This is a genomic window from Bifidobacterium canis (assembly GCF_009727065.1).
Taxonomy (GTDB): domain Bacteria; phylum Actinomycetota; class Actinomycetes; order Actinomycetales; family Bifidobacteriaceae; genus Bifidobacterium; species Bifidobacterium canis.
This window is the reverse complement of the sequence record NZ_WNLP01000005.1, coordinates 59,296-73,722: the sequence shown is the minus strand read 5'-3', so window position 1 is coordinate 73,722 and position 14,427 is coordinate 59,296. Positions and strand designations below refer to the sequence as shown.

6 protein-coding genes and 2 pseudogenes are annotated in these 14,427 nt (G+C 59.2%); 4 read left to right on the top strand and 4 right to left on the bottom strand.

Annotated elements, in window-relative coordinates:
- The first annotated feature begins 322 nt into the window (after window positions 1–322).
- The 4 genes and pseudogenes from GSD1FS_RS05625 to GSD1FS_RS10290 all read left to right on the top strand — a co-directional run bounded on the left by GSD1FS_RS05625 (window position 323) and on the right by GSD1FS_RS10290 (window position 10,127).
- Window positions 323–988: a hypothetical protein gene (locus GSD1FS_RS05625; protein ID WP_246165903.1), complete on the top strand. Its 666-nt coding sequence runs from the start codon at window positions 323–325 to the stop codon at window positions 986–988.
- Window positions 989–1,215: 227 nt separating this feature from the next.
- Window positions 1,216–4,775 (top strand): annotated as a pseudogene (gene rpoB / locus GSD1FS_RS05620) (DNA-directed RNA polymerase subunit beta).
- Window positions 4,776–4,840: 65 nt separating this feature from the next.
- Window positions 4,841–8,878, top strand: coding sequence for a DNA-directed RNA polymerase subunit beta' (locus GSD1FS_RS05615; RefSeq protein ID WP_343030218.1), 4,038 nt, complete (start codon window positions 4,841–4,843; stop codon window positions 8,876–8,878).
- A 544-nt stretch (window positions 8,879–9,422) separates the two neighbouring features.
- Window positions 9,423–10,127 carry an FHA domain-containing protein gene (locus GSD1FS_RS10290; protein WP_343030217.1) on the top strand — a complete coding sequence of 235 codons (705 nt, stop codon included), beginning with the start codon at window positions 9,423–9,425 and terminating at the stop codon, window positions 10,125–10,127.
- On the opposite strand, the pseudogene GSD1FS_RS05605 reads toward GSD1FS_RS10290, so the two are convergent.
- The 4 genes and pseudogenes from GSD1FS_RS05605 to GSD1FS_RS05595 all read right to left on the bottom strand — a co-directional run bounded on the left by GSD1FS_RS05605 (window position 10,128) and on the right by GSD1FS_RS05595 (window position 14,421).
- Window positions 10,128–10,747, bottom strand: a pseudogene (locus tag GSD1FS_RS05605) (variant leucine-rich repeat-containing protein).
- 33 nt (window positions 10,748–10,780) lie between these two features.
- Window positions 10,781–11,533, bottom strand: a complete 753-nt coding sequence (locus GSD1FS_RS09825; RefSeq protein ID WP_246165901.1) for a hypothetical protein — start codon at window positions 11,531–11,533, stop codon at window positions 10,781–10,783.
- Entirely contained in the window at window positions 11,534–13,246 is a 1,713-nt protein-coding gene (locus GSD1FS_RS05600; protein WP_246165899.1) for a transglutaminase-like domain-containing protein, read from the bottom strand.
- Window positions 13,243–14,421: a DUF58 domain-containing protein gene (locus tag GSD1FS_RS05595; RefSeq protein ID WP_343030216.1), complete on the bottom strand. Its 1,179-nt coding sequence runs from the start codon at window positions 14,419–14,421 to the stop codon at window positions 13,243–13,245. The genes GSD1FS_RS05600 and GSD1FS_RS05595 overlap by 4 nt, the downstream gene beginning before the upstream one ends.
- Between the last annotated feature and the right edge of the window lie 6 nt (window positions 14,422–14,427).

Below are 14,427 nucleotides of genomic sequence, written 5' to 3'. Positions count from 1 at the left end.
TAAAACGGCAAAATAATCTGCTAAAACAGCAACACAGGCTCGTCGGTGACCGGGGCCTGTGATTTCGCCGTTCTGCAATTTGGTTTTGCCGTTTTTACTTAGAATTTTGCTGTTTAGACACATAAATATGGCATTTTGTGAGTTAAAACGGCGAAACCAGTTGATAAAACGGCAAAATTAACTGGCGGGGCAGCTGAGGCGTATTAGATTTGCTGTTTTGGCAGATTATTTCGCCGTTGCAGCACGGTGTTTTGCTGTTATAGCACGTGCGGCACAGTGCGGTGACGCGGAGTAATCATTTATAACGCTCTCGCTACACTGAATGTATGACTTCACCACAATCGCCACGCCGCCCTGCCGCACGCAAAACAGGTGGCACGAAACGCATGAGCGCGAAAGAGCGCAAGCGCATGTACCGGCGCAGGCGAATCATCTTTTCTCCGCACTGGTGGTGGTGCTGGCGATGTGCGTGTTCACCGTGTATTCGCTGGTGCGCGGCGCGGTGAACGTGCACGACGCGCGCTCCAGCGCAGCGCCAGCGCTGACTCGCACCGCGGCGCCGACTCCCGCGCAGAAAAGCAAGGTGAAAACATGCACAGCGCAAGACGTGGATTTGCAGCTCGTGCCAGACGCGACGTCGGTCGGGATCGGCGGATCGCTCACGTTCACGGAGAAAGTGACATATTCCGGCAGTGATCCCGCGGGCTGCCGCATCAACACGGCCGCCGATTCGCTTGTGCTGACGATCAAATCAGGCAATGACGTGGTGTGGCGTTCGGATTTGTGCGAGGCCACATATCGCCCGCGCTTGTTCTTCTCCGGCGTGAGTGACGAGCAGAAGGTCACGTGGAACACGAATCGTACAGGTGAGAGCTGCGCCGCCGACGACCAGTTGCCGAAGGTGGATCGCGGCACATATGTTGCGCAACTGAGTTTGAAAGACAACGCGAAAGTGCAGAGTCAGCCGCAGACGATCACTGTGGAGTAATGTATTGAACAGCGGCGCATTATAATCTCGACGTTGAGTTCGACACGCTGTTGCGGAATATAAGTTGAGATTTTCTGTTGATTCTGCTAGTTTATTGTCTTTGCGTATAGAATGTCATATAGCGGGCACTCTACCATGACGAAGCGCCCGTGAGTAGGCATATGGCGGCCCCGCTCGCGCTTCCCTGAAGAATAACCCCGAAAAAGTGAGCGATTAAGGAACGTCCATTGTCTGAGACTACGACGAATACCACTTCCGTTACCGCACGCGCCGACCAGCATGACATTGATTTGCACAAGGCGTCGGATCGTGTGAATTTCGGCTCCATCAAAGAACCCATTGATGTGCCATACCTGCTCGGTGTGCAAACCGACAGTTTCGACTGGCTCGTCGGCAACGAACGCTGGAAGAAGCGCGTTGTTGAAGATGAGGCGACCGGTGCGAACACCGTTCCGCACGTCTCCGGTCTTGATGAAGTCTTCCATGAGATTTCCCCGATCGAGAACTTTGCTCAGACGATGAGCCTGACGTTCTCCGATCCGTATTTTGAAGAGCCACGCCATACCGTGCAGGAATGCAAGGAGAAGGACTACACCTATTCCGCGCCGCTGTATGTGAACGCGGAGTTCGAAAACGGCGAAACCGGCGAAATCAAGTCGCAGACCGTGTTCATGGGTGACTTCCCGCTGCAGACGCCTCACGGCACCTTCATCATCGGCGGCACCGAGCGCGTCATCGTTTCGCAGCTCGTGCGTTCCCCGGGCGTCTATTTCGACCGTCAGCCAGATCGCACCTCCGACAAGGAGATCTTCGGCGCGAAGATCATCCCGAGCCGTGGCGCATGGCTCGAGTTCGAGATCGACAAGCGTGACTTCCTCGGCGTGCGTGTGGATCGCAAGCGCAAGCAGTCCGCCATCGTGTTCCTGATGGCAATCGGCATGACCCGCAGCGAGATCCGCGACTCGTTCAAGGACTACCCGCTCGTGCTCGACGCCCTTGAAAAGAGACGATCGACAACGAAGACGATGCCCTCGTCGATCTGTACCGCAAGATTCGCCCAGCCGACGCCCCGACTCCGGAAGCCGGCCGCACGCTGCTCGATTCCTTCTACTTCAACACGAAGCGCTATGACCTGGCTCGCGTTGGCCGCTACAAGATTAACCGCAAGCTCGGTCTTGAAAAGGACTACAACGATCGCAGCCTGAGCCGCGAAGACATCATCGCCACGATCAAGTATTTGGTGACGCTGCACGCCGGCGATGCTACCTTCCCGGGCAAGCGCGACGGCGAAGACGTTGAACTGCGCGTTGACGTCGACGACATCGACCACTTCGGCAACCGCCGCATCCGTCAGGTCGGCGAGCTGATCCAGAACCAGCTGCGCACCGGCCTCTCCCGCATGGAGCGCGTGGTGCGTGAGCGTATGACCACGCAGGATGCCGAGGCCATCACGCCGCAGTCGCTGATCAACATTCGTCCGGTGAACGCGACGATCAAGGAGTTCTTCGGCACTTCCCAGCTCTCGCAGTTCATGGATCAGAACAACCCGCTGGCAGGCGTGACGAACAAGCGTCGTCTCTCCGCACTCGGCCCTGGCGGCCTTTCCCGCGACCGCGCTTCGATGGAAGTGCGCGACGTGCACCCGTCTCACTTCGGTCGTATGTGCCCGATCGAGTCTCCTGAAGGCCCGAACATCGGTCTGATCGGCTCGCTGGCCACTTTCGGCCGCATCAACCCGTTCGGCTTCATCGAGACGCCGTACCGCAAGGTTGAGAACGGCCACGTGACCGACGAAGTGGTTTACATGACGGCTGACCGCGAGGTCGAGCACGTGATCGCCCAGGCCAACCAGAAGCTCGACGAGAACGGCAACTTCGTTGAGAAGGAAGCCCTCGTGCGTGACGCCGCCGGCGAAGCGGAAGACGTTCCGGTCGAGATGGTCGACTACATGGATGTGTCCCCACGCCAGATGGTGTCTGTCGGCGCTTCGCTCATTCCGTTCCTCGAGCACGATGAAGGCCACCGTGCATTGATGGGTACGAACATGCAGCGTCAGGCCGTGCCGCTCATCAAGTCCGAGCGTCCGCTCGTGGGCACCGGCGCCGAATGGCGTGCAGCCGTCGACTCCGGCGACGTGATTCTCGCTGAGAAGCCAGGCGTCGTGACCTACGTTTCCGCCGACATCATTCGCGTGATGAACGACGATGGCACCACGAGCTCCTACAAGCTGGCCAAGTTCCAGCGTTCGAACCAGACGACCTGCTACAACCAGGTGCCGCTCATCCACGACGGCGAACGCGTTGAAGAAGGCACCGTGCTGGCTGACGGCCCGGCAACCGAAAAGGGCGAAATGGCCCTCGGTAAGAACCTGCTGGTCGCCTTCATGCCTTGGAACGGCTACAACTACGAGGATGCTGTGATCATCTCGCAGCGACTGGTGCAAGACGACACGCTCTCTTCGATCCACATCGAGGAATACGAGATCGACGCCCGTGAAACCAAGCTGGGCGCCGAAGAGATCACTCGCGATCTGCCGAACGTCGGCGAAGACGCGGTGGCGAACCTCGACGAGCGTGGCATCATCCGCATCGGCGCCGAAGTTGAAGCCGGCGACATTCTCGTTGGCAAGGTGACGCCGAAGGGCGAAACCGAGCTGACGCCGGAAGAGCGCCTGCTGCGCGCCATCTTCGGTGAGAAGAGCCGCGAAGTGCGTGACACCTCGCTGCGCGTGCCTCACGGCGAGACCGGCACCGTGATCGCCGTCAAGGAGATCACCCGCGAAGACGCCGAAGAAGACGGCGACGAGCTGCCGAACGGCGTGAACCAGATGATTCGCGTCTACATCGCACAGCACCGCAAGATCACGCAGGGCGACAAGCTCTCGGGTCGCCACGGCAACAAGGGCGTCATCTCCCGCATCCTGCCGGAAGAAGACATGCCATTCCTCGCCGACGGCACCCCGATCGACATCATGCTCAACCCCCTGGGCGTGCCTTCCCGAATGAACCTCGGCCAGGTGCTCGAGCTCCACTTGGGCTGGATCGCTCACGCGGGCTGGGACATCTCGCTCGACCCCGACATGGAAGCCGCTTGGAAGAAGATGGTCCCGAAGGGCGCCGAAAAGGGCGAACCGGGCACTCCAGTGGCAACGCCTGTGTTCGACGGTGTGCGTCAGGACGTGCTCAAGGGCCTGCTCTCGACCACGCTGACCGATCGCGACGGCAACAAGCTTGTCGGCGACAACGGCAAGGCGACGCTGTTCGACGGTCGTACCGGCGAACCGTTCCCGAAGCCGATTTCGGTGGGCTACATGTACATGCTCAAGCTGCACCACTTGGTCGACGACAAGATCCACGCGCGTTCCACCGGTCCATACTCGATGATCACGCAGCAGCCATTGGGCGGCAAGGCCCAGTTCGGCGGCCAGCGCTTCGGCGAGATGGAAGTGTGGGCCCTCGAAGCCTACGGTGCTGCCTACACGCTGCACGAGATGATGACCACGAAGTCCGATGACGTCGACGGCCGCGTGCGCGTCTACGGCGCCATCGTCAAGGGCGATAACCTGCCGCCTGCGGGCATCCCTGAATCGTTCAAGGTGCTGCTCAAGGAAATGCAGTCGCTGTCGCTCAATGTCGAAGTGCTCAACGCCGAAGGCGTCGCCATCGACATGAAAGACGAAGACGACGATCCTGTGTCTTCCTCCAACGACCTCGGCTTCAACATCGGTGCCCGCCCGGACGCCGCCGCGAAGGCCGATCAGGTTGCTGACGAACCGGAATATCGCTGATTCGGCTTCACCGCCAACAGCGTGTCTTTGGAAAATACAACGAATTTTACAGACAGGACAAATAAGTGCTGGACGTCAACGCATTTGACAAACTGAAGATTGGCCTGGCCACCGCCGACGACATTCGCGGTTGGAGCTATGGCGAGGTCAAGAAGCCGGAGACCATCAACTACCGTACGTTGAAGCCTGAGAAAGACGGTCTGTTCGGTGAGCAGATCTTCGGACCTACCCGCGACTGGGAATGCGCCTGCGGCAAATACAAGCGAGTGCGCTTCAAGGGCATCGTGTGCGAACGCTGCGGCGTTGAAGTGACCCGCAGCCGCGTGCGCCGTGAGCGCATGGGCCACATCGAGCTCGCGGCTCCGGTGACGCACATCTGGTTCTTCAAGGGTGTGCCAAGCCGCTTGGGCTACCTGCTCGGCATTCCGCCGAAGGACCTTGAGAAGGTCATCTATTTCGCCTCCTACATGGTCACCTCGGTGAACGAGGAAGAGCGTCATCAGGATCTTCCGGATCTGCAGGATGAGTTCGATCACGAAGTCGCCAACCTCGAGCGTCGCCGCAACAACGAGATCGAGGAGCGCGCCAAGAAGCTCGAGGCAGACTTGGCTGAGCTCGAAGCCGATGGCGAGGTCAAGGGCAGCGCCAAGACGAAGCTGCGCAACGGTGCAGAACGCGATATGGCGGCCATCCGCCAGCGTTACGACGATCAGATCAAGCGTCTGGCTGCCGTGTTCGACAAGTTCAAGAACCTGAAGCCTGGCGACATGGAGTCGGACGTCGACCTGTGGCGTGAAATGGAAGATCGCTACGGCGACTACTTCGAAGGCTGCATGGGCGCCGAAGCGATCAAGAAGCGCCTGCAGGACTTCGACCTCGAAGGTGCAGCCAAGGAGCTGCGCGAAGAGATCGAAACCGGCACCGGCCAGCGCAAGGCCCGTGCCCTGAAGCGCCTCAAGGTCGTCAACGCCTTCCTGACCACCGGCAACAAGCCGGAGGCCATGGTGCTCGACGTGATCCCGGTCATCCCGCCGGATCTGCGCCCGATGGTGCAGCTCGACGGTGGACGCTTCGCGACCTCCGATCTCAACGACCTCTACCGTCGCGTGATCAACCGCAACAACCGTTTGAAGCGACTCATCGAGCTCGGCGCTCCTGAGATCATGCTCAACAACGAGAAGCGCATGCTGCAGGAAGCAGTCGATTCGCTGTTCGACAACGGTCGCCGTGGCCGTCCGGTCACCGGCGCATCGAACCGCCCACTCAAGTCCCTGAGCGACATGCTCAAGGGCAAGCAGGGCCGCTTCCGCCAGAACCTGCTCGGTAAGCGCGTCGACTACTCCGGCCGTTCCGTGATCGTCGTCGGCCCGTCGCTGCGCATGCATCAGTGCGGTTTGCCGAAGCCGATGGCACTCGAGCTGTTCAAGCCGTTCGTCATCAAGCGCCTCGTCGACCTCAACTATGCGCAGAACATGAAGAGCGCAAAGCGTCTCGTCGACCGTGGCGACTCCGAAGTGTGGGGCGTGCTCGAAGAGGTAATCTCCGAGCATCCGGTGCTGCTCAACCGTGCACCTACGCTGCACCGTCTGGGCATTCAGGCCTTCGAGCCGATTCTCGTCGAAGGTAAGGCAATCCACTTGCCGCCACTGGCTTGCGCCGCGTTCAACGCCGACTTCGATGGTGATCAGATGGCAGTCCACCTGCCGCTGTCTGCCGAAGCACAGGCTGAGGCCCGCTCGCTGATGATGGCTTCCGACAACATTCTGAAGCCGGCAGACGGTCACACCGTGACGATGCCATCTCAGGATATGATTCTGGGTCTGTACTACCTCTCGACTGTCATCGACGGCGCCAAGGGCCAGGGCCGCATCTTCTCGTCGCTCGAAGAAGCGCAGATGGCGCTCGACAAGCACGAGATCGACATGCAGGCCAAGGTGCTCATCCGCCTGCCGCAGGACTTCGTTCTGCCGAAGGACTGGGAGCCGGGCGAGCTCACCGTGGTCGACCCTGAGCCGGGCAGCCCAGATGTGGTGAAGGAAGAGCGCTTCACGGATGGTTCCGTGCTGTTCGCAACCTCCCTTGGCCGCATCCTGTTTAACGACACGTTGCCGGTGGACTACCCATACATCAACGAGCAAGTGCCGAAGGGCAAGCTGTCGACGATCGTCGACGACATCGCCACGCGCTACTCGACGCAGCAGGTGGCTGCAACGCTCGACGCGTTGAAGGATCTCGGCTTCACCCGTGCTCCTTGGTCTGGCGTCACGATGGCGTTCTCCGACATCGTCGCCCCGCCTGATCGTGAAGAGATCATCAAGGGCTACGAGGCACAGGCCGCGAAGGTCAACAACCAGTACGACCTCGGTTTGCTCACGGAAGAGGAGCGCCGTCAGGAGCTCATCAACCTGTGGACCGAGTGCACCGACAAGGTTGCTGAGGCCATGCGTGAGAACTTCCATGACGACAACAATGTGAACATCATGGTGCAGTCCGGCGCACGTGGCAACTGGATGCAGATCCGTCAGATCGCCGGTATGCGTGGTCTGGTGGCAAACCCGAAGGGCGAGATCATTCCTCGTCCGGTCAAGTCGAACTACCGCGAAGGCCTGTCAGTGCTCGAGTACTTCATCTCGCAGCACGGCGCACGTAAGGGTCTGGCCGATACCGCACTGCGTACCGCAGAATCCGGTTACCTGACCCGTCGTCTCGTCGACGTCTCCCAGGAGATCATCGTTCGCGAAGAGGATTGCGGCACCACCCACGGCTTGCCGATGAAGGTTGCGGAACGCGACGAAAACGGCAACCTCGTGCTCGTCAAGGCCGCTGACGGTGGCCCATACTCGCGTCTGCTCGCGCAAGACGTGATCGACCCAGCAGACGGCAAGACCGTGCTCTACCACGCTGGCGACGCAATGTCGATGGACGTGCTCAACGACATGGTTGCCCACGGCGTTGAAGAAGTCATCGGCCGCTCCGTGCTCACCTGCGAATCCAAGCGTGGTGTGTGCTCGAAGTGCTATGGCTGGTCGCTGGCCACGAACAAGCTCGTCGACGTCGGTGAAGCCATCGGCATCGTCGCAGCCCAGTCGATCGGCGAACCTGGTACCCAGCTCACGCTGCGTTCGTTCCACTCCGGTGGCGTCGCTTCGGCATCCGATATCACGCAGGGTCTTCCTCGTGTCACCGAGTTGTTCGAAGCCCGTACGCCAAAGGGCGAGGCTCCGATCTCGGAGTTCGCAGGAACGATCAAGGTGCAAGACACCGAGCGTGGCCGCGAAGTGATTCTGCAGCCAGACGACGAGACGCTCGACGCGATCACCTACCAGGTGACCCGCCGCGCTCCAATGCTCGTTAAGGATGGCCAGCACGTCGAGCCAGGCACCCAGCTGGTTGAAGGCTCCGTCGACCCGAAGAAGATCCTTCGCATCCTCGGACCTCGTGCGGCTCAGATGAACATCGTCAACGAAGTGCACGACGTGTATCGTTCGCAGGGCGTCGATATTCACGACAAGCACATCGAAGTCATCGTTCACCAGATGCTGCGCCGTGTGACCGTGATCGACTCCGGCGACACCGACCTGCTGCCGGGCGAACTCGTCGATCGTGCTCGCTTCCGTGAGCAGAACAAGAAGACCGTTGCAGCCGGTGGCCGTCCAGCCGCTGGCCGTCCGGAGCTCATGGGCATCACCAAAGCTTCGCTCGCAACCGATTCCTGGCTGTCTGCCGCATCGTTCCAGGAGACGACTCGTGTGCTCACTGAAGCCGCCCTGAACGAGAAGGAAGATGACCTGAAGGGTCTCAAGGAGAACGTGATCATCGGTAAGCTGATCCCGGCCGGCACCGGCTTGGCTCGTTACCGCAACGCGACCGTCGAGCCAGACAAGGCGATCCGCGACACGATCTACCCGAACTTCGGTTTGAACGACGACAACTTGGGTGGAGACTTCAACGACGGCGATCTCGGCGACGTTGACTTCTCGAACATCGATTTCGGTGATCTCAAGCTGGGAGACGATTTCAATCCAGACGATTTCATTGACGACAATGACAATCCTGTCGATTTCGGCAATGACTTCCAGATCAACCCAGATGAACTGAAGTAATTCATCTATCTGAAAAAGGCCACGGATTTCCGTGGCCTTTTTCTTTCCCTCCCTCCTTTTTGCGCTCTGCCTCTATGCCCTTTTCCGCCCGAGTCTTTCCCTTGATCCTTATAGATATGCGTAGAGGGTTTCGCTCAAGTGTGGGCGGTGATACCTGCTTCGTCAGGGGTATTCGTGCTCGCCGCACTTCGTGAGGCTCGAGGCGAATATTCCTCAGCAGGCATCACCGCCCATACTGGAGCGCAATCGAATATATGTGGACGAGTAGGTTTGCGTGTGCTTGGGGGTGGCCGGAAATGCTCGCTGAGGAACATTCGCCTCGAGCGACGGCACGCCGCGAGAACGAATACCCCTGACGAAGCGAGTATTTCCGGCCACCCCCAAGCGAGACCTCTTGCGATCTATGTGCTATTGCTTGCACGGCCAGTAATGGAGGGAGCGGGGATGGCCACGCAGGATTGAGGGAAAAGCGGAGAGCGGAGAGGGGAGAGGGAGAGGAGAGATCGCAAAGATTGAGGGGGAGGGAAGGAGGGGAGGAGGATGTGTGCTAGAACTTGAGTATGCGCAAATACCGTATCCGCCTGCTCCTGAGCCCGGCTGGTATGACGACGACGTTGTGACCAGCACTCCGATTGATGAACGCAAACCAGTCATCACTCCGCAAACGCTTCAACAGCCAACGTCTACCAGCACTAACGCTGAGAATGGCAGTGCCGCTGTGGATCTTTCGTCGACCGGCACGCAGGAACTGGATCAGGTGTCTGCCAACTCGTCACATCAGCATCTGCAAGACCTGCATATTGAGCATGGCGAGCCAGACGAATATGTGGCCGAATCTGGCGCACAAGGCAGTGATGAGTGGGATGGCACAGTGCTGTCGACGGCATTCGTGCACGAACCCCACCGCAACTACACGCTGACGAATGATGTGACTCATCAGCAGATCGCCATCGACATGAACACGTTGCTCGGGCGCAAGCCGTCGCATAGCATTCCCGAAGGCTCGAAATCGGTGCGGTTGCTCGATCCGACGAAAACGGTGTCTCGCGATCATTGCGCGATCAGCTTCGGCGAACATGGCACGTTGTGGCTCGAAGACATGGGCTCGCTTAACGGCACATTCCTGACTGAGCATGGCGAAGATATTCGCGTGCAGCAGGGGAAACCGGAAGAACTGCACGTGCCGGCCACCATTCGTATTGGTGACCAGTTCTTCACCATCGATGTGAGCGAAGATCCGAATTCGTGATCACCGCTGACGTTGCTGAATGACGGCAGTGACCTGTGGCTCGTTGAGCGACGCCAACCAGTTGAGCAACTCAGGGTAGATATATGGGTTCTGCGCCAAATAGACATGCAACTGTGGCGCATATTGCGCGATGTCGTGCATGATCGCCGGATCCGAGGTGTTCAGCGCAAGCTCAGGCGTGTATTGCGGACTCGACTCCTGCTGAGTATTGTTCTGCAATTGCTGTGACTCTTGCGCGAACACGTTGAACAGTTGGTTCACATCGTCGGTGGATGGTTGAGATTCCTGCTCCGCTTGCTCTGACGACTGCTCCACTGATTGTTTCACAGCAGGTTTCACAGTGGAGTTCGTAGCAAGATTACTGGAATTATCAGGAGTACCAGCCTCCTCATACCGGTCGACCACCGGTCCGGCGGTGTTGATGATGCCCATTTGCGCGAGCGTGGTGCGCGCACGCTCATCACCGAATTCTGCAAGCCAGCGTTTGAGACCGGGGTATGCTCGAGGATTCACCGCTACATTCGCTCCGAACTCAGGATTTTCATATGCGATTTTGCCAAGAGTATCGGGTCGGCGTTCGGATCTTGCACGGCTGCGACGGCCAACTGATAATCAACCATGATGCCTGCTCTCTTTATGGCGACTTGCTCGTGTTATTTGTGCTGTGCAGCTCCTCGTCGTCGATGGCGCTGACACAGGGGTGCACTAGCCGTCATCGTAGCATTATTCAGCTGGCGGCGCACTAGGTGGCGCCACGAATTGGTATGCCGCACAGTATGAAACACACCCCGCAGATCAAGACGCGCGCGGACGCGTTGCTGCACGGGCAGTGCGCGCAATATTCCCTCGCGTATGGCATCTGCCGACTTCCAATATGCATTCGCATCGGCGTCGCTCAGCGATTCTCCCGAGAACGCAGCGTAATCCGCCATATATGCAGCCTGTTGCACTATATGCTCGTCGATATTCAAAGTTCGTGCAATAGCGGCACTTTGCTCGCGACGCGTGCCGATAATCTGCACGCCGCTTTGCCTGGCGAGCAGTGTGATCGACCTCCACCCAGACTCCACGCGCATATTCGCACTGCCATGCGAGCGCATGTGAGCCAGTTGTGCGGCTTTCAACGCGAGTATGGTTCTGCAGATCAGCAGTGCTGCCCACAGAGGCGAACCAACCACTGCGATCGTGTGCAGCACCCGCGCGACGATCTGCCACGCGGATGGAGTGGTCGGCGCTTCGGCATCTTCGCCGGAAACATTGGAACCATTGGCGGGCCGCTGTTCATCTCGCAACGGATCCATGAGCGGCGGTGGTGGTTGGCGCACCAGTGATTCGGGATTCGGCGGCGTTAAGTTTTCGTTCTCGTCAGGCACTTTCGTCTCTTGCGGCGTCGGGTAGAAAGCCACCTACCCGTAGTCTTCCAGCAGGATTTCCACCCAAGCGCAGATGTCGTTGCCGGTGAACGTGACCGTTGTCTGCCCGTCGGCCGTGCGCTCGGTACGCGATTCAGTGGGATCACCGTCGCCGTCTTTCGGCACGAATCCCAGCACCACGCGGCTTGGCAAGCCAAGCGAGCGTGCCATCAACGCCATGGCCGAAGCGTACTGCTCGCTGTCACCCACCATCACAGTCCCACCCAACAGTTGTGCTAGGCGGTAGTTTCCGTGACCGGAATTCGACGGGTAATCATTCGCCAGACCATGCGAAAACCAGCCGTGTTCGCGCAAACCGTGTGCCAAGGCGAGCGCTTGCGCCCCAGCCGTGCTCTGCCCGCCTGCCAGTGCGAGTGCCATGGAAGACACAGCGTCGGGCATGTCAGCTATTGCCGCCTGCTCAATATGTGCAGCATTCGCATGGCGGATCTGCCCGTCGCTCGGCCGTGCGGCGAGCATGCCGGTTTCGCTGTAGCTGAGTCCGGCATGAATGCCGGAGGTCACAATGCCTGAATTGGCAGGCTTATTGTAGAAGAAATCATCTCGCGACCGATCATGCTCGCCTTCGAATGCGACTTGTGTTGCTGCTCCTGCGAGTGGCAGCCAGTAATCACGCATACCGTCGTGCACGGTGAACGATGCTTGGAATATCTCGCCGCCATGTTGTTCTTCGGTCGGTGTGATCGTCGTGCCCGCGCGCACGTAATGACCGGAACTGGCATGTGACTGCCCGTCGGTGAGATTCCACACATTGCCGTCATAGCAGTCCATGACGGCGAGACGCACACTCGCTCCTGCCGGCAGATTGTGCACGGTGAGCAGATCGTGTTCCTTATGCTCCTTGATATAGGCGCGCATGGCGGCGAGCGGACTCGAATACTGCTGCAAACTCAACGGCGGATCGTAATAATCACGCAGTATTACTCGCTGCACATGTACCGTCGAACAGTACCCGAATGCGATCACTGCGGCGAGCAGCAGGATGAGCGTTGCGCTGAGCAAATGCGAGTATTCCAGTAGCTGCCAGCGCCACGACAACCACCACAGTATGAGGATCGCGAGCGCCACCCCGAGCAGCGTGCGATGAGATGCGTTCTGCGTGCCGAGCAATGCGCAGAGGGCGCAGTCGGCGATGCCGATGACCACGCTGAGTATGCAGAATCTGGGGTTCGGGAATATGGCGAACGTGCCGGCGAGCACGCTCGACCACATGCAGATGCTCCACACCGCCATCAACGATCCGGTTGTGGAGCCGATCGGTGGCGTCATCGCAACGATGAGTTTGAACGAGCTGAACGTGGCGTGCCAACCTTCGCTGAGCGTTGCCAAAGAAGGAACCACGTGGAAGATCGCGGTGTGCGGCAGTGCAATAAGCGGCCCGACGATGCATTGAGCAACGGCGAGCGCAAGCAGCTGCCACCAGCCGCGCAGCTGTTCACGCATGCCCATCGCCGCGATGAGCGTGCCGATAACCGTGGCCGGTGCTGCAGCCAGCAGCCACAGCGTCACCGTGTCATACACGTCGATGAGATTCGCAGTGCCCAGCAACACGATGAGGCTGGTGACGGTAAGGGACACGGCATAGGTGCGCGTTGTATTCGTGCGCGACATGGTTGCGCGCACAGTGTTCGTATGCGTAGCGTGTGCGCGTGCTGCGATTGGCGAGATGAGAGGCATGGCGTTCATTGCAGCACTCCCGATATATGCGGAATATCTTCAAGCGAGCCGATCGTGACGAGCGCGCACTCAGGCAGCATGCGCACGCCACGTTCGCCTGTGGAACTCAGTTGCACAATGATGCACTGCGCCGACATGGGCGTCGCAACCGCGAGTCGCCTCACATCGTCGATAGACCACGCGGGAGAGATGACGAAGCACAACAGCGATGTGCGTGGACTGCGATGCATTGCTTCGCGCGCGAGATCCGTTGTGCGATGTTCACTCAGCTTGATGCCACAGCACGCGTCGAGGAACTCGGTTGGGGTTCGCGGTCGTGCGCGCAAACCGCCGGCTTGCGTGAACACGGTGCGGTGTTCAGTCAACCAGTGCACGCCGATGGATGCGAACACACTGACCGCAGTCTCGAACTGATCGGCGCTCGTGTAACCTTGCATGTCGGTGTCGAGAACAAGCGACGAGTCACTGCGTCGCGTCGCCACGAACCGGCTCAACATCAGAGTGCCGGTTTTCGCCGTGCTCGCCCAGTGCACATTGCGCACATCATCGCCGTACTCGTATTGACGCAGACCATGAAAATCAAGATCGTCATCCACCACATCGCGACTCGGCGTTCCCTCGAAATCACGCGGAATACCAGACTGCCTGCCATGCAGCACGCAGATCTGCGGGTGAACATACAGGGTGAGAGATTCAGTGAGACGTTGCTCGCGGCGCATAAGACCGAACGGGTCACCTCTGCGCACACTGAGCGGACCGATTGTGATGATCGCGCGCCGATCTGCGCATAGTTGCACTGTGATGAGGGTAGATTGCCGGGCGACCAGACTCGGCACATGGAAATGCTTATGCATGGTGGTTGAATCACTGGGAATGACGGCAGATTGCGTGATCGGCAGGTCGGCTGCTGCGCTCGCCGTTGGCCGGGTGTTCGGATTGCTCACGACTGCCTGCACATTGACGGTCTGCCCGATATGGGCACGCGTGCTCGCTACGTCGAGCGTCGCCTCCAATGCGGTATTGCCGAACGACAGCACAACGGCGGTGGTGAACGTCACCGCGAACACGATCGCGCACGCGAGCATTTCCACCCACTGCCAGGCGACAAACAATGCCGCCGTGAGCATCGCCGCAATGAGCGTCGACCAGCCAAGAGGTGAGACTGTGGAAGCTGCTTGTCGCACATTCTG

Coding starts and splice junctions, on each gene's coding strand:
- GSD1FS_RS05625 (WP_246165903.1), top strand. CDS start 323: ATGTATGACTTCACCACAATCGCCACGCCGCCCTGCCGCACGCAAAAC.
- GSD1FS_RS05600 (WP_246165899.1), bottom strand. CDS start 13,246: ATGAACGCCATGCCTCTCATCTCGCCAATCGCAGCACGCGCACACGCT.